This is a genomic window from Streptomyces sp. NPDC053665 (assembly GCF_055585285.1).
The window spans coordinates 459,031-476,872 of record NZ_JBVJKK010000007.1 but is presented as its reverse complement, the minus strand read 5'-3'; the positions used below and the strand labels follow the sequence as shown (position 1 = coordinate 476,872).

Sequence of the window (17,842 nt, the reverse complement as noted above, 5' to 3'; positions counted from 1 at the left end):
GCCCGGTTACATTCCGAACCCGGAAGCTAAGCCTTACAGCGCCGATGGTACTGCAGGGGGGACCCTGTGGGAGAGTAGGACGCCGCCGAACAATTATTGGGAAAACCCCCGCATCGAAAGATGCGGGGGTTTTCTGCGTTTCAGGACGGCTCCACCAGTTTCGCGTCGTACGCCAGGATGACCGCCTGAATACGGTCACGGGAGCCGGTCTTGGCGAGGATGCGGCCCACGTGTGTTTTCACCGTGGACTCGGCGAGGTGGAGACGCGCCGCTATCTCGGTGTTGGTCCAGCCCCTGCCGATGACCGTGAGGATCTCGCGTTCCCGGTCGGTCAGGGAGGCGAGTCGGGGGTCGTCCTCCGGCGGAGTGGCCGCGGTGGTGTCCGTCGGCAGGTGGTGGACGTAGGCGTCCAGCAGGCGGCGCGTCAGGCTGGGGGCCACGACCGCATCGCCGGTCGCCACCGCGCGGATGCCGGACAGGAGATCCTCGGGCTGGGCGTCCTTCACCAGGAACCCCGAGGCGCCGGCGCGCAGACCCGCGTAGGCGTACTCGTCCAGGTCGAAGGTCGTGACGATGAGGACGCGGGTGCGGTCACCGGCGGCCGTGATGCGGCGGGTCGCCTCGATGCCGTCCAGGCCGGGCATGCGGATGTCCATGAGGACGACGTCGGGGTGGAGTTCGGCGGTCAGGCGGACCGCTTCGCCGCCGTTCGTCGCCTCGCCGACGACCGTCATGTCGTCCTGGCTCTCCAGGAGCATGCGGGAGCCGAAGCGCTGCAGGGGCTGGTCGTCGGCGATCAGGACCGTGGTCACTGCGGGGGTTCCTCCGGAAGGTGTAGGCGGACGCGCCAGCCCTGCTCCGGGTGCGGGCGGGGGCCGGCCTCAAGTGTGCCGCCGTACAGGGCTGTTCGCTCGCGCATTCCCGGGAGGCCGCGGCCGGTCGCCCGGGAGTCCGGGGGCGCGGGCGGGGCGGTCCCCGTGTCCGTGATCGTCACGGTGACGGCGGCCTGGTCGTCGTAGGCGAGGGCTATGGTCGCGGTGGTGTGCGGGCCCGCGTGCTTCAGGGTGTTGGTGAGGGCCTCCTGGACGACCCGGTAGACGGTGAGTTGGCGGCCCGGGGGGAGGCTGGGCGTGCCGTCGACGGTCAGCTGGACGGGGAGGCCGGCCGCGCGGACGCCGTCGAGGAGCTGGTCGAGGTCGGTGAGACCGGGTTGCGGGGTGAGGTCCGCGCGTTCCTTCTCCTCCTCGCGCAGGACGTCGAGGAGGCGGCGCAGTTCGGTGAGGGCCTGGCGGCTGGTGGTGGCGATGGCGTCGAGGGCCTGGGCCGCCCGTTCGGGGCTCCTGGCGGCGGCGTAGCGGCCACCGTCGGCGAGGCCGGTGATGACGGAGAGGTTGTGCCCGATGATGTCGTGCATCTCCCGGGCGATGCGGGCGCGTTCGGCCGCGGTGGCGAGCCGGGCCTGCTGGTCGCGTTCGCTCTCCAGGCGGCGGGCGCGGTCCTCCAGGGCCTCGGTGTGGTCGCGGCGGGTGCGAACCGTGGCGCCGATGAGGGCGGCGACCGCGACGGACATCAGCTGGGAGCCGATCTGCTGGTCCCAGGTGCCCTCCCCGTGGCGGACCGCCGAGACGAGGACCGGGGTGATGACCAGGAGCGTGGCCCACCACAGGTTGCGCAGCGGGCGGCGCAGGGTCAGGTGGTAGACGAGGACCAGCTGGAGGAGCGCGGCCTGGAGCGCGGCGCCGGTCCAGGCGTTGACCAGGGCGAAGGGCAGCGTGGCGGCCAGGGCCGCGCCGGGGTGGGTGCGCCGGATCAGCAGCGGGAGGGAGAGGCCGAGGCTGAGGGTGAGGAGCAGCCAGCCGGGGATGTCGAGCTGGTGGGCGTTGTTGCGCCAGCCGCCGCCCAGGTGGTCGATCAGCGCGGCCGTCACCCAGAAGCCGGTGAAGTGCAGGTCCCACAGCAGTGGATGGCGTCGGTCGAAGGCGCGTAACCGGCGGCTGAGGCGGTGGGCGTGTTCGGTGAGGGGCTCCGGCGCCTTGTCGTTCGTCACGGTGTCCATCGTGGGGCCTGCCGGACGGGGCGTCACACGTCCCGGCGGCGCAGGACCACCGCGGCCGCCGCGAGGGTCACGGCCGTCCAGAGGACCATGGCGAGCAGTGCGGCGCCCGGCGATGCCGCTTCCGGGGCGGGTCGTGCCGTGGTGAGGGCTTCGAGGGCCTTGCCGGGGAAGTAGCGGACGGCGTCGTCGACGACAGCGTACGGGAGCATGGCCAGGACCTCCGGGACGATCATGAGCAGGCCGATGAAGGCGCCGATGGCGAGCGGGACCGAGCGGACCAGGGCGCCGATGCCGAGGGCGAGGACGGTGAGGAGCGCGAGCCCGGCGGCGTTGCCGGCGAGGGCGCGCAGGACGCCCGGGTCGGTGAGGGAGGCCGCCTGGTCGGTGCCGGTGAGGAAGGTCTGGGCCAGGGGGAAGGTCAGCAGGTTGGTGACCAGGGTGAGGGGGAGGGCGACCGCGGCCAGGACGGCGGCCTTGGACCAGAGGACGGGCAGGCGGCGCGGGACGGCGGTCAGGGTGGCGCGGATCTGGCCGGTGGAGTACTCGCCGGCCGTGGCGAGGATGCCCAGCACGCCGAGGTTGATCGTGGCGAACTGGGTGCCGAGCAGGACGAACATGACGGGGTCCATGCCGCCTTCGCCGGAACCGTCGTAGGCGGCGCCGAGACCGATGCCCATGGCCACGGTCAGGACGGTGGTGGCGGTGAGGTTGACCCAGGTGGAGCGCAGGGTGCGGAGCTTGTGCCACTCGGAGTGCAGGACGCGGGCGGGAGTCACGCGGTGGGGCGGTGCTGCCGTCGTCATGCCGCTGTTCCTTCCAGGGTCGCCGGGTACTCCAGCGCGTCGCGGGTGAGGTCCATGAAGGCGGCTTCCAAGGAGGCGGCGCCGGGGGTCAGTTCGTGGAGGGGGATGCCGTGGGCGGCTGCCGTACGGCCGATGTGTTCGGCGTCGGTGCCGCCGACCAGCAGGGTGCCGGGGGTGTCGGTGGTGATGGTGACGCCGGGTGCGGTGAGGAGGTCCGCGAGGGTGGTGGCCTCCGGGGTGACGACCTTGGTGGTGCCGGCGGCCGAGGCGCGGACGAAGTCGGCGACGGTGGTGTCGGCGAGGAGGCGGCCGCGGCCGATGATGACCAGGTGCTCGGCGGTGAGGGCCGTCTCGCTCATCAGGTGGGAGGAGACGAGGACCGTGCGGCCCTCCGCGGCGAGGGACTTGAGCAGGGTGCGGATCCACAGGACGCCCTCGGGGTCGAGGCCGTTGACCGGCTCGTCGAGGATCAGCACGGCCGGGTCGCCGAGGAGTGCGGCGGCGATGCCGAGGCGCTGTCCCATGCCGAGGGAGAAGCCCTTGACGCGGCGGTGGGCCACGTCGGTGAGGCCGGTGAGGGCCAGGACGTGGTCGACCCGGGTGCGGGGGATGCCGTGGGTGAGGGCCAGGGCCTGGAGGTGGTGGTGTGCGGTGCGGCCCGGGTGGACCGAGCGGGCCTCCAGCAGGGCCCCGACCTCGGTGAGGGGCGCGGGGTGGGCGGCGTAGGAGCGGCCGTTCACGGTGGCGTGGCCGCGGGTGGGGGCGTCGAGGCCGAGGAGCATGCGCATGGTCGTGGACTTGCCGGCGCCGTTGGGGCCGAGGAAGCCGGTGACCGTTCCCGGGCGGACGGTGAAGGACAGGTCCGAGACGACCGTCCGGTCGCCGTAGCGTTTGGTGAGTCTCTGTGCCGTCAGCATGCTTCGATGCTCGTCCGCGCGGGGGCCGCGGTCGTCGGACGGCGGTGGTAATCCGGGTGAGGGGTGTCGTACCCGGGTACTACCGTGGCCGTATGAGCTATGTGATCCGGTCCGTTCGTGCCGATGAGTGGCCCGCGGCCAAGGAGCTGCGGCTCGCGGCGCTGCGGGACCCGGTGGCGCACCTGGCCTTCCTGGAGACGTACGAGCAGGCCGCGGCCAGGCCGGACGCGTTCTGGCGGGAGCGGACGGCCGGGGCCGCCGAGGGGGCCGACCGGGCGCAGCAGATCATCGCCGAGGGGCCGGACGGGCGGTGGGTGGGGACGCTGACCGTGCTGGTGGAGGAGCCCGGGACGACCGACTGGGCCGGGTTCCCGGTGGAGCGGAAGCAGGGGCATGTCGTCGCGGTCTTCGTGCGGCCCGAGGAGCGGGGGAGCGGGCTGACCGAGGTGCTCTTCGACGCGGCCCTGGAGTGGGCGTGGGGGCGGGGTCTGGAGCGGGTGCGGCTCATCGTGCACGAGGACAACGGGCGGGCGCAGCGGTTCTACCGGCGGGCGGGGTTCTCGCCGAGCGGGCTGACGGTGCCGCTGGGGGACGCGGGGGAGCGGGAGCTGGAGTTCGTGCTCGAGCGGGAGTGACCGGGGCGGAAGTGCCTCTCGCCGGAGTGACTCCCGTGTGGGGGCGGTGTGCCCGGCGGGCGGGTCAGGTGCCGGCCCGGCCGGGGAGCTGGACCGGCAGGTCGTCGTGGGGCCAGCGGGACCTGCCCTGTTCGGCGGAGCGGAGCAGGGCCAGGGTCGGCAGGCCCCGGTCCGCTCCCGTGGCCAGCAGCTCGGGGAGCTGGGGGAGCGGGGCCACGGCGGCGACGTCGTCCAGGACGAGCGTCATTGGTGGGTCGAGGCGACCGGCCGATGACCGTTCGGCCATGTGCCGGCCGCGCTCGACCACGCTTGAGACGAGGGCCGTCAGGAAGGGCATCGCGCCCGGGTTCGTCCTGGGGTCCTCGATGGATTCCCCCACCACGTAAAGCGTTCCCCCTTCGTGGACGAAGGAATCCAAGGCGAGGGCATCATTTCGGTTGGGAGTGCAGGCCTCGCGGATATTGACCGTGGAGAGGGCCGCGAGGGCACGGGTCGTCAGCTGCTGGGCCACGTCGCGGCGTTCGGGGTGGGCGGTGAGGGCCCCTTCGAGTTCGCCGGCGGAGCCGGGGGCCGCCTTGGGGCTGGTGCGCAGGATGCGTACGGCGTCCTGGATCTGGGTGCCCTGGGACCAGCGGTGGACGTGGCGGACGGTGCGGCCGTCGATGGCGGCGGCGTGCAGGTAGCTCCGCAGCAGGGTGGTGGCCGTGTCGCCGACCGCCTGGTCGAGCCGTGCGGTGGGGCGGACGGGGGTGAGGAGGGCGGTGGCCCGTGCGGCTGCCGTGTCCCGGTCCTCGCAGCCGGTGGTGGGGGACCAGTGCAGGCGGGCCGGGGTGTCACAGAGGTGGGCCGGGTCGTAGAGGTGGGTGGGGCCGAGTTTCGACCTGGCGTCCTTCGTCTCCTGCCAGAGGGCGGGGTCGGAGGTGACGACCAGGGCGGGGCCCTCGGCGTCGCGTACGGCCTGGGCTGCGGTGGTGCGCCGGGTTTCCCTGGGGGCCACGAAGACCTTCGTCCACGCGCCGGGCCCTCCTCCGGCCTCTCCTCCGGGTCCTCCGCGGGCGAACAGTGGCGCCGGGGCCGTGGGAGCCGTGGGAGCCGTGGCCCGGCGCGGTGTGGGCAGGTCGTGGGGACCGGCCTGGGCGGCTGGGGCGGCCGGGGCCGGCGTGGGGGCGTGGTGCGCCGCCGGGGCCGGCAGGTCGGTGGCGGCGGGTGCCGGGGTGGGTGGCAGGTGCGGGGCGGTGGCCGGCAGGTCGTGGGAGGCCGTGCCGGGGACGCCGTTCCGGGCCGCCGCGGGTGCGTCGTGCTGCGCCGGGGCGGGGTGGGCCGCCGGTACGTCGTGGCGGGACGCCGGTACGTCGTGGTGGGCCGGGGGCGTCGTCTCGTACGGGCTGTCGTCCGCCCTCGCCCCGGCGAGGCGGCGTCCGGCGCGGACCGCTCTCCAGCGGGCCAGTGTGCCCATCGCGAAGACGGTCAGGACGAACAGCAGCATCAGCTGGCCGATGAACAGGCCCCAGAAGAGGCCGTAGCCGGAGAGGTCGCCGGGGGGTGTGGCGGGCCAGGCGCCGGTGATGTCCTGGGGGTGGGCGATGAGTTCGCGCATGGCCAGGGGCGTGGCGGTGAAGGTGACTCCGGACGGCCAGGAGCCGTGGGCGAACAGGCCCGCGAGGCCCGTGGCCGTCCACACCAGCAGGGTCGTGCCGAGGAGCAGCGCGAGTATGCCGATCAGCAGGCCGTCGGGGATGCCGCCCTGGGTGTCCCGCCGGCTGCGGGGGTCGTCCGGTCTCACGCGCCGCCCCTTACGCCACCGTCGATTCGGAGTCGCCCATGTGGTGTTCCACGAAGGCCGCGGCCCGTGCCTCCGCCTCGCGTTCGGCGGCGCGCAGGGCGTCGTCCGCGTGGTCGATGGAGGACTCGGTCATCGCGCGGTCGGTGAAGACCAGGGGGCGTTCGGTCTCGGTGACCAGGTGTTTGACGACCTGGACGTTGCCGTTGACGTCCCACACGGCGATGCCCGGGGTGAGGCTCGGGATGATCTCGACGGCCCAGCGGGGCAGGCCGAGGACCCGGCCGGTGGCTCTGGCCTCGTCGGCCTTCTGGGCGTAGATCGTCCTGGTCGAGGCCATCTTGAGGATCGCCGCGGCCTCCTTGGCCGCGGCGCCGTCGACGACGTCGGACAGGTGGTGGACGACCGCGACGAACGACAGGCCGAGCCGTCGGCCGAACTTCAGCAGGCGCTGGAACAGCTGGGCCACGAAGGGGCTGTTGATGATGTGCCAGGCCTCCTCGACCAGGAAGATGCGCTTCTTCCGGTCGGGGCGGATCCAGGTGTGCTCCAGCCACACGCCCACGATCGCCATGAGGATGGGCATGGCGATGGAGTTGCGGTCGATGTGGGACAGGTCGAAGACGATGAGCGGCGCGTCCAGGTCGATGCCGACCGTGGTGGGGCCGTCGAACATGCCGCGCAGGTCGCCGTCGACGAGCCGGTCCAGGACGAGCGCCACGTCCAGGCCCCAGGCGCGGACGTCGTCTATGGCGACGTTCATGGCCTCGGCGGACTTGGGCTCGGGGTGGCGCAGTTGCTCGACGATGTCGGTGAGGACCGGCTGGCGGTCGGTGATCGTCTCGTTGACGTAGGCGTGGGCGACCTTGAGGGCGAAGCCGGAGCGTTCGTCCAGGCCGTGGCCCATGGCGACCTCGATGATCGTCCGGAGCAGGGCCAGCTGGCCCGTGGTGGTGATCGCGGGGTCGAGCGGGTTGAGGCGGATGCCCATGTCCAGGGCCGCCGTCGGGTCCAGGCGGATGGGAGTTATCCCCAGCTCCTGCGCGATGAGGTTCCACTCGCCGACGCCGTCCTCGCCCTGGGCGTCCAGGACGACGACCTGGCGGTCGCGGAAGCGGAGCTGGCGCAGGACGTACGTCTTCTCCAGCGCCGACTTGCCGTTGCCGGACTCGCCGAGGACGAGCCAGTGGGGGGCGGGCAGTTGCTGGCCGTAGAGCTGGAAGGGGTCGTAGATGTAGCCCTTCCCCGAGTAGACCTCGCGGCCGATGATGACACCGGAGTCGCCGAGGCCGGGGGCGGCGGTCGGGAGGTAGACCGCCTGGGCCTGGCCCGTGGACGTGCGCACCGGGAGCCGGGTCGTCTCGACCTTCCCGAAGAGGAAGGACGTGAAGGCCTCGGTGAGGACGGACAGCGGATCCCGCATCAGGTCCTACCTCCGGATGCCGGTGGCGAAGGGAAGGGTGTTCACGAAGGCGCGGTGGTGCTCGCGGTCGCACCACTCGAGCTTGAGGTACGACTTTCCGGCCGAGGCCCTTATCGTCCGCTTGTCGCGGGCGAGGGCGTCGGGGGAACGGGAGGAGACGGTGATGTAGCCGACGAGGTTGACGCCGGCGGCGCCGCTGGCGAGGTCCTCGCCGCGCTGGTCGAGCCGGGAGTGGGCGGCGACGTCCCTCGGGTCGACCGTGCGGTTCATCTTCGCGGCCCGGGACGCCTCGGCCGCGTCGTTGGTCTTCTCGGTGAGCATGCGCTCGATGGCGACCTCGGTGGGTTCGAGGTCCATGGTGACGGCGACCGTGCGGATCACGTCCGGGGTGTGGACGAGCAGCGGGGCGAGGAAGTTGACGCCGACGGGGGTCATCGGCCACTCCTTCACCCAGGCCGTGGCGTGGCACCAGGGGGCGCGGGTGGAGGACTCGCGGGTCTTGGCCTGGAGGTAGGTGGGCTCGGTGGCGTCCAGTTCGGCCGGCCAGGCGTTGCGCTTGGTCATCGCCTGGATGTGGTCGATGGGGTGGTCCGGGTCGTACATGGAGTGGATCAGCGAGGACAGCCGGCTCTGGCCGAGCGGCTGGCGGACGCGGATGTCGGCCTCCTGGAGGCGCGAGCAGATGTCGGTGAGCTCGCGGGCCATGACGACGGCGAGTCCGGCGTCGCGGTCGACCTTGCCGCCGTGGGCGCGGGCGGCCCGGGCCATGGCGTTGGCCTCGGCGGCGAGCTCGCGGTTGTAGTGCATGCAGGCGACCAGGTAGGCGCGGTGCTGCTCGCTGCTGGTCGACACCATGGACTGGAGCTGGTCGTAGGACTCCTGCAGCCAGGGCAGGGCCTTGTCGTCCCCGCGGACGGCGACGTCCTTGGCGTGGGCGTCGGGGTCGGCGGGGAGGGTGCGGGCGAGCATCTGCAGGCGGGTGACGAAGCCGTCGCCGTTGGCCACGTGCTTGAGCAGGGTGCCGAAGCGGTCGACCAGGGCCTCCTGGTCCTCGCTGTCGCGCAGGCCGACGCCGGGGCCCTCGATCTCGATGGCGGCGGTGACGGTCTTGCGGTCGGCGTGCAGCAGGACGGCGATCTCGTCGGGCCCGAAGGGGGCGGACAGCCAGGTGATGCGCCCGATGCCGGGGGGCGGGCCGACCTCGATCTCGCGTCCGTCGAGGCGGGTGCCGGCCTCGACGGCGGTGGAGCGGTAGGCGGAGTTGCGCTTGAGGGTGCGCTTGTAGCTGCGGTTGATCTCGAACCACTTGTAGAACGTGCGGTGCTTGTACGGCACGTACACCGCCGCCAGCGCCAGCATGGGGAAGCCGGCGAGCAGCACGATGCGCAGGGACAGCACGGGGACGAGGAGCCCGCACATCATGCCGAGGAACGCGCCCACGACGATCAGGGCGATCTCGCCCGTCTCGCGGTTGCGGCCGATGATCGCGTTCGGCCGGGCGCGGCCGATCAGATACGTACGGCGGGGCGTGACCGGATGGGACACGTGGGACTCGGTCGTCAACGCCCTTCACCTCCCGTGCGGTTGGTACTGCTGTTGCGGGTGTTGCCTGCGTGGGGCGTGTTGACGGGGCTGCCCGAACGGGGTGCGGGTGCGGCGGAGGGGACAGTTCCGCCGCCGCCGTTCGCGGGGCGCGTGCTGTGCGCGGCGACCCCGCCGGATGCGGGGTTGCTGGGGCGGGGGGCGGCGGACTGGCCGCCTCCGCCCTGGTGGTCGGCGCGGGTGCTGTGGGTCTTGATGCCCTGCGCGACCAGGGACGCCGGGGAGCTGATGACGGCCGCGGCCTTGCTCTCGGCGCCCTGCATGATGCGGTTGTTGCGGGAGCCGGCGATCTCGTCGCCGAAGCCGGGGACGAAGCGGTAGATCATCGCGCTGGCGAAGATGGCGAGCAGGATGATGGCCAGGCCGGAGACGACGGCGGAGAAGGCGTTCGGGCCGTCGTCGGCGGAGAGCGCGCCGGCGAGGCCGAGCACGATCACGATGACGGGCTTGACGAGGATCACCGCGATCATGATGCCCGCCCAGCGGCGGACGTGGCCCCAGAGGTTCTTGTCGACGAGGCCGGCGTAGACGACGGTGCCGAGGAGGGCGCCGACGTACAGCAGGGCCGCGCGGATGACGAGTTCCAGCCAGAGCACGCCGGCGGCGAGGATGCTGACCAGGGAGACGACGATCAGCATGATCGGGCCGCCGCCGATGTCCTCGCCCTTCTTCAGGGCCTCGGAGAAGGTGCCGAAGAAGGCGTCGGTCTGGTCGCCGGTCGCCTTCGCGAGGACCTGGGTGATGCCGTCGGTCGCGGAGACGACGGTGTAGAGGATCAGCGGGGTGAAGGCGGAGGCGAGGACGGTCAGCCAGAGGAAGCCGACGGCTTCGGACAGGGCGGTGCCGAGGGGGACGCCGCGTACGGCGCGCTTGGCGACGGCCAAGATCCACAGCACGAGGGTGAGGATCGTCGAGGCGGCGAAGACGACGGCGTACTGCTGGAGGAACTTGGGGTTGGTGAAGTCGACGTTGGCGGTCTCCTGCACGGCGTCGCTGAGCTTGTCGACGGTCCAGGAGGCGGCGTCGGCACATCCCTTGGCGAGGGAGGAGAGGGGGTCGAGGGTGGAGGTGGGGTTGATCCGGCTGGTCCCCCCACCACCGCCCCCACCGCTCCCGGTGTCGCCTTCGCAGATCTCGCGGGCCTTCCCCCTGAGGAGGTCACACGCGTTGTTGCTGGGGGAGGGGGTGGGAGTGGGTGCGGCGAAGGCGCGGCCGGCCAGCAGGACCGTGGCTGCCGGTACCGCCGCGACGGCGGCGCCGAGTCCGAGTACGCGATGCCTAGCGGGCATAGGTGAACCCTCCGTACTCCTCGACGGCCTTCGTCATGTCCTCCGCGGTGGAGGCTCTCTGGTCGCGCCCGACCGGTACCGGGCCTTCCTTCTGGGTGAAGTCGATGACCTTCCAGTCTCCGTCGACCCACTTCAGCCGGTAGGTCGTCGTGTACCAGCTCTCGGTCACGGGGTTCGTGGAGCTTTCTCCGGACAGACCGAAGAGGGACGTGTACCAGAGGGCGACCGTGGCGGCGGAGTCGCTGTACGACGTGACCTTGGTGCCCACGGGGACGACGCGGGAGACGAAGGTCTGACCGCTGGGCGCGGCGCCGTTCTTGTCCAAGCCGAGCTTCTCGAGGAAGCTCTCCCCGGAGTAGGCCTGGTCGAAGTCGGGGAGTCTGGCGGTGGCGACGTCGGGCGCGTACACCGTGTTGACGATCGCATGCCGTTTCTGGAGGTCGTACATGTCCGCGGAGCCGAGCGCGATGCCGTAGTTGGTGGCGGCGGACTGGGCGCCCTGCTGGTCGTGTGCGTAGCCCGTGGGGATTCCGGCGGCCTTCGATCCCACGGGTCGCTTTCCGGTGGGGGCCGTTGCCGCGGCGTCCGGTTTGTTCGTGGTGCCGTCGGTGTCCGATGCGTCGCCTCCCCCACGGTTGGCGAAGGCGATCGCGGCGATCAGGAGGACCACCACGCCGACGACCGTGACCAGGCCGCGGGACGAGGAGCGGGGGCCGCGGCGCTGCGTGCCGTAGGGGTCGGGGTCCGTGTCGGGCAGGCGGGTGCGGGTCTGGCCCGTGCCGCCGTAGCCCCCGGAGGACTCCCGTTCGTCACCGAGACTCATGCCGCGTACGCCCCCTCGACGTCGTGCGGAAACACTTCGTACCGGTCGTCGTGCACGTACTCCACGTACGACGGTAGCCGTGCTGGTTCCCGCGCGGGCGCGGTGTGGTGACTCGACATCAGGGAAACGCAACCTCAGCCGGTGGGCACGACGGGCGGGTGGGGTGGGCGGGGGAGCCGGGCGTGCCGGCCGGGACGGACGGTGCCCGGTCTACACGGCCATGCCGTACACGATCGTGAACAGCGTGCCGAGGGAACCGATGATGAAGACGCCGGTCAGGCCCGCGATGATGAGGCCCTTGCCCTGCTCCGCGCTGAAGGTGTCCCGCAGGGCCGTCGCCCCGATGCGCTGCTTGGCGGCGCCCCAGACGGCGATGCCGAGACAGATCAGGATGGCGAACGCCATCACGACCTGGACCATCGTCTTCGCCTCGGTGCCCAGGCTGCCGAAGGGGCCCCAGTCCGGAGCGATCCCGCCGATGATGGTGTTGATGTCTCCCTTGTCGGCCGCAAAGAGCATGTAAGTCACCGCCCCTGGTGGGTAGTTCCGCATCCTCTGCGGGCATGCAGAGGTCAGGCATCATTCTCGCCGACAATGATGCCGCCGTATGTCGACTTGGCGTCATTGATGGACGGGTTTCGTACGAAAACCTTGCCACCGTTTCGGTGCCGGCCCGGGAGGGGGACGGTGAACGGCGTACGAAGGATCGTATGGTCACTCTGTGTATCACGGCGGGTCACCCCGGGCAATGAGGTGGGAGCGGAACCTGGTGTGTGGTTCCGTCGTTGTGCCCTCCTGCGGCCTTGCTCACCTTCACGGACGGTTTCTGACGGCTGATCGGGTGAGGGCCGCGCCGGTGCTTCCCGGAGGAAGGCTACCCGCCACGGCCCCGCTCGGCATGTGGCCGTGACGGTGCGTCACGGAGCGGCGGCGGGCCGGGAGTGTTCCGGGGGCGGGTCGGGGGCCCGGTGGGTGTACTCCGGGCGGCGGTGGTGCCGTGGTCCTTCGGCGTGATCCGGTGGCCGGGGGGTCAGCGGGGCTTGAGGCCGTGCAGGAGGAGGTGGACGAGCTCCTCGATGCCGTCGAGCGCGCTCGCGGGGTCGAGCATGCCGCTCGCGGCGAAGGAGGCGATGCCCTGGAGGGTGGCGCCGGTCAGCAGGGTGATGTGGTGCGGGTCGCCCGCGATGATCTCGCCGCGTTCCTGGGCGTCGGCGACGACCCGCTCCAGGGAGCCCACCGTCCGGTCGACGGCCGCGGTCATCTGCTCCGAGGCGTCCGGCTCGTGCTTGCGGGCGTACATCAGCTCCAGCAGCTCGCCGTTGTCGATCGCGAAGGCGAGGTAGGCCCGGGCCAGGACGGTCAGCCGCCGCTCCAGCGGGAGTGCCGGGTCGTCGGCGCTCTCCAGGGCTTGGCCGAGCCGGTCGTAGCCGGTCAGGGCCAGGGCGTTGAGCAGGGCCTGCTTGTCCTTGAAGTGGCGGCCCGGCGCGGCGTGGCTGACGCCGGCCTCACGGGCCAGTTCGCGCAGGGACAGCGCTGCGGCCCCCTTCTCCCGCAGGGTGCGTTCCGCGCCGGCGAGCAGGGTGGAGCGCAGGTCTCCGTGGTGGTAGGGGCGGCTGTCCGACATGCGGAGCATGATAACGCGATGTTGACGGCGCCGACATTGTTGTCATTGACAGCATTGTTGACGGCGCCTACATTCGGTTCATGGCTGAGAAGACGGACCTGCAGAGCAACGAGACCTTCCGTGCGGACCGCCTCCCGGACCTGTCCGGGCGGACCGCCGTCGTCACCGGCGCCAACAGCGGCATCGGGCTCACCACGGCCGACGCGCTGGCCCGGGCGGGGGCGCACGTCGTGCTCGCGGTGCGGGACACCGACCGCGGACGGGCCGCGGCCGCCTCGGTCCGGGGCAGCACCGAGGTGCGCCGGCTGGACCTGGCCGACCTGGCCTCCGTGCGGGCCTTCGCCGAGTCCTGGCGGGATCCGCTGCACCTGCTCGTCAACAACGCCGGCGTGATGATGCTCCCGCGGCAGCGCACCAGGGACGGCTTCGAGATGCAGTTCGGCACGAACCACCTCGGGCACTTCGCCCTGACCAACCTGCTGCTGCCGCACATCACCGGCCGCGTCGTCACCGTCTCCTCCGGCGCCCACCGCTGGGGCCGCGCCCGGATCGACTTCGACGACCTCGACCTGGCGTCGCGCTACACCCCGCAGCGCGCCTACGCCCGGTCCAAGCTGGCCAACCTGCTGTTCACCCTGGAGCTCCAGCGCCGTCTGACCGCCTCGGGCTCCGCGGTCCGCGCCCTGGCCGCGCACCCGGGCTACGCCTCCACCAACCTCCAGCAAGGCACGGCCAACCCGGTGGTACGGGCGCTGCTGCGGCTGGGCAACCGGTTCCTCGCCCAGGACGACAGGGCGGGCGCCCTGCCCACCCTCTACGCCGCGACCCAGGACCTGCCCGGCGCGAGCTACGTCGGCCCGGACGGACTAGGCGAGATGCGCGGCGCCCCCACCCTGGTCGGCCGCTCCCGCGCGGCCGGCGACCCGGCGGCGGCCCGGCGGCTGTGGACCGTCTCGGAGGAGCTGACGGGCGCGCGCTATCCGCTGCCGGGCGGCGAGCGCCGGGAGAGCGTCTGACCTGCCGCCGAGGGCGGCGGGCCGCCCGTGTGCCGTCCCCATGCGCCGCACGCGCCCCCGCCGCGCCGCTCGTGCCGCGGCCGCGCCCATCGAACCGCCCGGGCCGCCGGTCGTTCACCCGCCCGCCCCGACTCCCCTCCCCGTGATCATTCCTGTGCGCGGCACCCGCCTCTACACTGGCTCGCGGACTCCTGGGCTGTGAGGGGCGGTTGACGGTGCGTAAGGCATGGATCCTGGCGGGCGTCGCCATCAGTTCCGCCCTCGCCTTCGTGATGCTGCTCGTGATCGGCGTCTACCTCGTCGCCGGGAACGTCGTCAACGGCCTGGGCGGCGGGGCGAAGGCGCTGGCCAAGGGATCGGTGCCCGCCGCGTACGCACCCCTCGTGCAGCGGTGGGGCAACCTCTGCCCCGCCATCAGCCCCGCGCTGCTCGCGGCCCAGCTCTACCAGGAGAGCGGCTTCAACCCCCGGGCGCAGAGCCACGCCGCCGCGCAGGGCATAGCGCAGTTCATCCCCGGCACCTGGGCCAGCCACGGCATCGACGGCGACGGGGACGGGGACCGCGATGTGTGGGACCCGGCGGACGCGATCCCCTCGGCGGCCTCCTACGACTGCGAACTCGCCTCGTACGTGAAGAAGGTTGGCGGAAATCCGACCGAAAACATGCTGGCGGCCTACAACGCGGGGGCGTACGCGGTCATCAAGTACGGGGGCGTGCCGCCGTACAGCGAGACCCAGAACTACGTGAAGCGGATCACCACCCTCTCCGAGAGCTTCGCCGCGCCCGTGGGCCGGGTCGATCCCTCGCAGCAGGCCGCCGGCGCGATCGAGTACGCGCAGAAGAAGCTCGGCACGCTGTACCTCTGGGGCGGCACCGGCACCCCTGAGCAGGGCGGACGCTTCGACTGCTCCGGGCTCACCCAGGCCGCGTACGCCAGCGTCGGCGTGAAGCTGCCACGGGTCGCCAACGACCAGTACAACGCGGGGCCGCACCCCGCGCGGGACGAACTGCTCCCCGGCGACCTGGTGTTCTTCTCGGACGACCTGACCAATTCCCGGGCCATCCGGCATGTCGGCATTTATGTCGGCGGTGGGTACATGATCGACGCGCCGCGGACCGGTGCGGTCATCCGGTTCGACCCGATCGACACGCCCGACTACTTCGGGGCGACCCGTGTCACCGAAGATGGCGCGAAAGCGCTGCCCACCGCGGTGTGAACCGAGCGTGAACCCACCCCCTGAGCTGCGACGACGTATCTCTCTTCGATAACGTCTGCGTGATCATTCGGTGGAGTGTGGAACGTATCAACGAGGACCATGCGTTCCTGATGTCGTAGCCGAGCAGACGTCAGGAAGCGCGTGCCACGCACGCGTGCAGCGGAAGCGGATCTACAACCCACGGGGGTGGCAGGCACGGCGCACGCACGGTGCGCCGCCAAGACGACGAAGGGGCCGCAGCACCATGGCTGGACTCGCCGATTCCGGGTCGAACCCCGACGTCGACCTGCTCTACGACATCAACGGCCTGGCCAAGGCCGCCCCACCGTGGTTCGACCGGGTCATGGAGTACGTCGGTGAGTACGGGCTGCTGCTCGCCATCGTCCTGCTCGTGCTCGGCTGCTGGTGGTCCGTGCGGCGGCGCGGCGGCGAGGACGCGGCCTCCACGGTCGCCGCCCTGGCCTGGGCGCCGCTGGCCGCGGGCGTCGCGGTGCTGGTGAACGTGCCGATACGGGGATTCGTGGAACGGCCCCGGCCCTTCCTGGACCACCAGGGCCTCGAAGTGCTCGTCCAGGGCAAGACCGACTACTCGTTCGTCAGCGACCACGCCACGCTCGTGATGGCCCTGGCGGTCGGACTCTTCGTCGCCAACCGCAGGTTCGGGCTCGTCGCACTGGTGCTCGCGCTGTTCGGCGGGTTCATCCGGGTCTACATGGGCGTGCACTACCCGACGGACGTGGTGGGCGGGTTCGCGCTCGGCACGGCCGTGGCCCTGCTGCTGTCGCCCGTCGCCATGGCCCTGCTGACGCCGCTGGCGAAGGCGGTCGAGCGGTCACCCCGGGCGGGATGGCTGGTGCGGGCCCGGGGAGGGGAGTCCGGCCAGGACACCGCGGTCCCGGAGGCGCGCACCGACCGCACCTCCGAGCGCGACCTGGCCGCCTAGGTCCGGGCCCGGGCCGGGCACGGGGTCACAGTGCCTGGGGGTAGGTGAAGAAGCGGTCCGGGTCGTACTGCTTCTTCAGCTTGGCCAGCCGGGTCGCCGCGTCCCCGTAGTACGCCGTGCGCCAGTCGGTCAGCGTCGGGTCCGTGTAGTTCTGGTAGGCCGCGCCCGAGGCGTGCGGGCGCATCGCCCGGTGGGCCGACGCCAGCCAGTCGCGGGCGGTCGCGCCGCTCGTCCCGGCCCGCCAGGCGCCGATGTACTGGGCCAGCATCCGCGAACGGCGGTGCACGAACGCCGTGGCGGTGGGGGAGACGCGGTTCACCGCGCCGCCCAGGGCCGTGAGGGCGATGCTGCCGGTGCCGCCGCGCACCGAGGCGATCCGGTCCAGCAGCGTGCGGATGCCGGCCGCGGACAGCGACCGGTCGAAGAAGTCCGAGGCCGCCGCGTACGTCTCGCGGCCCAGGGCGCCCTTCGAGGAACGGCCCGGTGTGGTCCCGGGCAGATGGCACTGCGCGTCCGTCGGGAACGAGGAGCAGCCCGCGTACACCTCCATCGACTCCTCGTACGAGCGGCGCTTCAGGGAGACGCTGCGCGCCGGGGCGCCGACCCGGTCCGCCAGACGGTCCACGGCGTTCTTCAACTCGCCGTAGGTGCCCAGGGAGAACGCGGCCACCGAGACGGTCGGGGTGCCCCCGGCGGCGTTCGCCAAGTGCAGGGACGACCAGATCTCGTCGGGCTGCGAGGGGCCCCACTCCTGCCAGGCCCGCACCACCGCCGCGGCCTTCGACCAGGGCCAGGACAGGTACGCCGAGACGCCCTGCGGGGCCGGGTGGGTCCTGAAGTGCAGTTCCGTCACCACGCCGAAGTTGCCGTTGCCCGCTCCCCGCAGGGCCCAGAACAGGTCCTTGTTCTCACGGGAGTCCGCGGTGAGCTGCTTGCCGTCAGCGGTGATCAGCGTGGCCCGGGTGAGGCTGTCGCAGGTCAGACCGTAGGCCCGGGAGACCACGCCGTGGCCGCCGCCGAGGGTCAGCCCGGAGACCCCGACCGTGGGGCACGAGCCGGCGGGGATGGTGACGCCCTTCGCGGCGAGGGCGCGGTAGACGTCGATGAGTTTGGCGCCGGCGCCGACGACCGCGCTGTCGCCGGAGGCGCGCACGCGGTTGAGCTTCGACACGTCGAGGATCAGCCGGCCGTCGCCGGAGGACCAGCCGGCGTAGGAGTGGCCGCCGTTGCGGATCGCCACGCGCAGGGAGTGGGCACGGGCGTAGTCCAGGGCCGTGCGGATGTCGTCCGCGTGGGAGACGTAGGCGACCGCCGCGGGACGCAGGCCGTCGAACCGGGTGTTGTACAGCTGCCGGGCCGTCTTCCAGGCCGCGTCGCCGGGCCGCACCAGAGGACCGTCCAGAGCGCGGCCCAGGGCGGACCAGCCGGCCGCGGTGGCCTTCGACGCCGTGGTGGTGCGCGGGGTGGCGGCCGGTGGCCCGGAACGGGCGCCCGACGGGGTGCAGGCGGTGCTGAAGGACGTCGCGGCGGCGGCGATCGCCGCGCTGCCGGCGGTGAGGACTGTGCGCCGATCCATGGGGCCTCCCGGTGGTTCCGCCGTGGGAGACGGGGGGAGGGCGGCGCGGGTTCCAGCCGCGGCGGACAGCGGACAGCGGACACCGGCCCCGCCACCCGCACGGCGCACAGCGCGCCCCCCCCGGGTGGCGGGGGCGGT

At 72.2% G+C, this 17,842-nt stretch carries 16 protein-coding genes and 1 rRNA gene; 5 read left to right on the top strand and 12 right to left on the bottom strand.

The genetic code is table 11. The features are described 5' to 3' along the window. Positions 1-91, top strand: a 5S ribosomal RNA gene (gene rrf / locus ACZ6ZN_RS28040); the annotation flags it as partial. Between the two features lie 49 nt (positions 92-140). On the opposite strand, the gene ACZ6ZN_RS28035 is transcribed toward rrf, so the two are convergent. Genes ACZ6ZN_RS28035 through ACZ6ZN_RS28020 form a run of 4 tightly spaced genes read right to left on the bottom strand, consistent with a single transcriptional unit; the run spans position 141 to position 3,776 of the window. Then, a complete protein-coding gene (locus tag ACZ6ZN_RS28035; RefSeq protein WP_469650493.1) occupies positions 141-812 on the bottom strand; it encodes a response regulator in 672 nt (223 codons plus the stop codon). Next, complete coding sequence (locus ACZ6ZN_RS28030) at positions 809-2,056, bottom strand: sensor histidine kinase (RefSeq protein ID WP_469650491.1); 1,248 nt, start codon at positions 2,054-2,056, stop codon at positions 809-811. The genes ACZ6ZN_RS28035 and ACZ6ZN_RS28030 overlap by 4 nt, the downstream gene beginning before the upstream one ends. A gap of 23 nt (positions 2,057-2,079) precedes the next feature. Further along, positions 2,080-2,859: an ABC transporter permease gene (locus ACZ6ZN_RS28025; protein ID WP_469650489.1), complete on the bottom strand. Its 780-nt coding sequence runs from the start codon at positions 2,857-2,859 to the stop codon at positions 2,080-2,082. After that, positions 2,856-3,776 carry an ABC transporter ATP-binding protein gene (locus tag ACZ6ZN_RS28020; RefSeq protein WP_469650486.1) on the bottom strand — a complete coding sequence of 307 codons (921 nt, stop codon included), beginning with the start codon at positions 3,774-3,776 and terminating at the stop codon, positions 2,856-2,858. The genes ACZ6ZN_RS28025 and ACZ6ZN_RS28020 overlap by 4 nt, the downstream gene beginning before the upstream one ends. Before the next feature lie 92 nt (positions 3,777-3,868). Between ACZ6ZN_RS28020 and ACZ6ZN_RS28015 the strand changes: the two genes are divergently transcribed. Further along, positions 3,869-4,411, top strand: a complete 543-nt coding sequence (locus ACZ6ZN_RS28015; protein ID WP_469650483.1) for a GNAT family N-acetyltransferase — start codon at positions 3,869-3,871, stop codon at positions 4,409-4,411. A 64-nt stretch (positions 4,412-4,475) separates the two neighbouring features. Here ACZ6ZN_RS28015 and ACZ6ZN_RS28010 read toward each other — a convergent pair whose 3' ends face one another. From ACZ6ZN_RS28010 to ACZ6ZN_RS27980, 7 genes are all read right to left on the bottom strand, one after another. After that, positions 4,476-6,194 (bottom strand): type IV secretory system conjugative DNA transfer family protein, encoded by a 1,719-nt coding sequence (locus tag ACZ6ZN_RS28010; RefSeq protein ID WP_469650481.1) that lies wholly within the window; start codon positions 6,192-6,194, stop codon positions 4,476-4,478. A gap of 10 nt (positions 6,195-6,204) precedes the next feature. After that, on the bottom strand, positions 6,205-7,614 hold the full coding sequence (locus ACZ6ZN_RS28005) for an ATP-binding protein (RefSeq protein WP_451876859.1): 1,410 nt from the start codon (positions 7,612-7,614) through the stop codon (positions 6,205-6,207). 6 nt (positions 7,615-7,620) lie between these two features. Further along, positions 7,621-9,177: an SCO6880 family protein gene (locus ACZ6ZN_RS28000; RefSeq protein ID WP_398110811.1), complete on the bottom strand. Its 1,557-nt coding sequence runs from the start codon at positions 9,175-9,177 to the stop codon at positions 7,621-7,623. Next, positions 9,174-10,505, bottom strand: coding sequence for a hypothetical protein (locus tag ACZ6ZN_RS27995; protein WP_469650478.1), 1,332 nt, complete (start codon positions 10,503-10,505; stop codon positions 9,174-9,176). The genes ACZ6ZN_RS28000 and ACZ6ZN_RS27995 overlap by 4 nt, the downstream gene beginning before the upstream one ends. Then, positions 10,495-11,328, bottom strand: coding sequence for a DUF8175 domain-containg protein (locus ACZ6ZN_RS27990; RefSeq protein ID WP_469650476.1), 834 nt, complete (start codon positions 11,326-11,328; stop codon positions 10,495-10,497). Before ACZ6ZN_RS27990 ends, ACZ6ZN_RS27995 begins: the two co-directional genes overlap by 11 nt. 210 nt (positions 11,329-11,538) lie before the next feature. Beyond that, the gene (locus tag ACZ6ZN_RS27985; RefSeq protein WP_333935173.1) at positions 11,539-11,847 is read right to left on the bottom strand and encodes a hypothetical protein; all 309 of its coding nucleotides are present in this window, start codon (positions 11,845-11,847) and stop codon (positions 11,539-11,541) included. A gap of 511 nt (positions 11,848-12,358) precedes the next feature. Further along, positions 12,359-12,961 (bottom strand): TetR/AcrR family transcriptional regulator, encoded by a 603-nt coding sequence (locus ACZ6ZN_RS27980; protein WP_398110814.1) that lies wholly within the window; start codon positions 12,959-12,961, stop codon positions 12,359-12,361. A 71-nt stretch (positions 12,962-13,032) separates the two neighbouring features. On the opposite strand from ACZ6ZN_RS27980, the gene ACZ6ZN_RS27975 reads away from it, so the two are divergent. From ACZ6ZN_RS27975 to ACZ6ZN_RS27965, 3 genes are all read left to right on the top strand, one after another. Further along, positions 13,033-13,968 carry an oxidoreductase gene (locus ACZ6ZN_RS27975; RefSeq protein WP_469650472.1) on the top strand — a complete coding sequence of 312 codons (936 nt, stop codon included), beginning with the start codon at positions 13,033-13,035 and terminating at the stop codon, positions 13,966-13,968. Between the two features lie 215 nt (positions 13,969-14,183). After that, entirely contained in the window at positions 14,184-15,185 is a 1,002-nt protein-coding gene (locus ACZ6ZN_RS27970; RefSeq protein ID WP_451876854.1) for a C40 family peptidase, read from the top strand. A 244-nt stretch (positions 15,186-15,429) separates the two neighbouring features. Beyond that, positions 15,430-16,128 (top strand): phosphatase PAP2 family protein, encoded by a 699-nt coding sequence (locus ACZ6ZN_RS27965; RefSeq protein WP_469650469.1) that lies wholly within the window; start codon positions 15,430-15,432, stop codon positions 16,126-16,128. A gap of 25 nt (positions 16,129-16,153) precedes the next feature. Here the strand turns inward: ACZ6ZN_RS27965 and ACZ6ZN_RS27960 are convergent, their stop codons facing one another. Beyond that, on the bottom strand, positions 16,154-17,704 hold the full coding sequence (locus ACZ6ZN_RS27960) for an FAD-binding oxidoreductase (protein WP_469650467.1): 1,551 nt from the start codon (positions 17,702-17,704) through the stop codon (positions 16,154-16,156). Between the last annotated feature and the right edge of the window lie 138 nt (positions 17,705-17,842).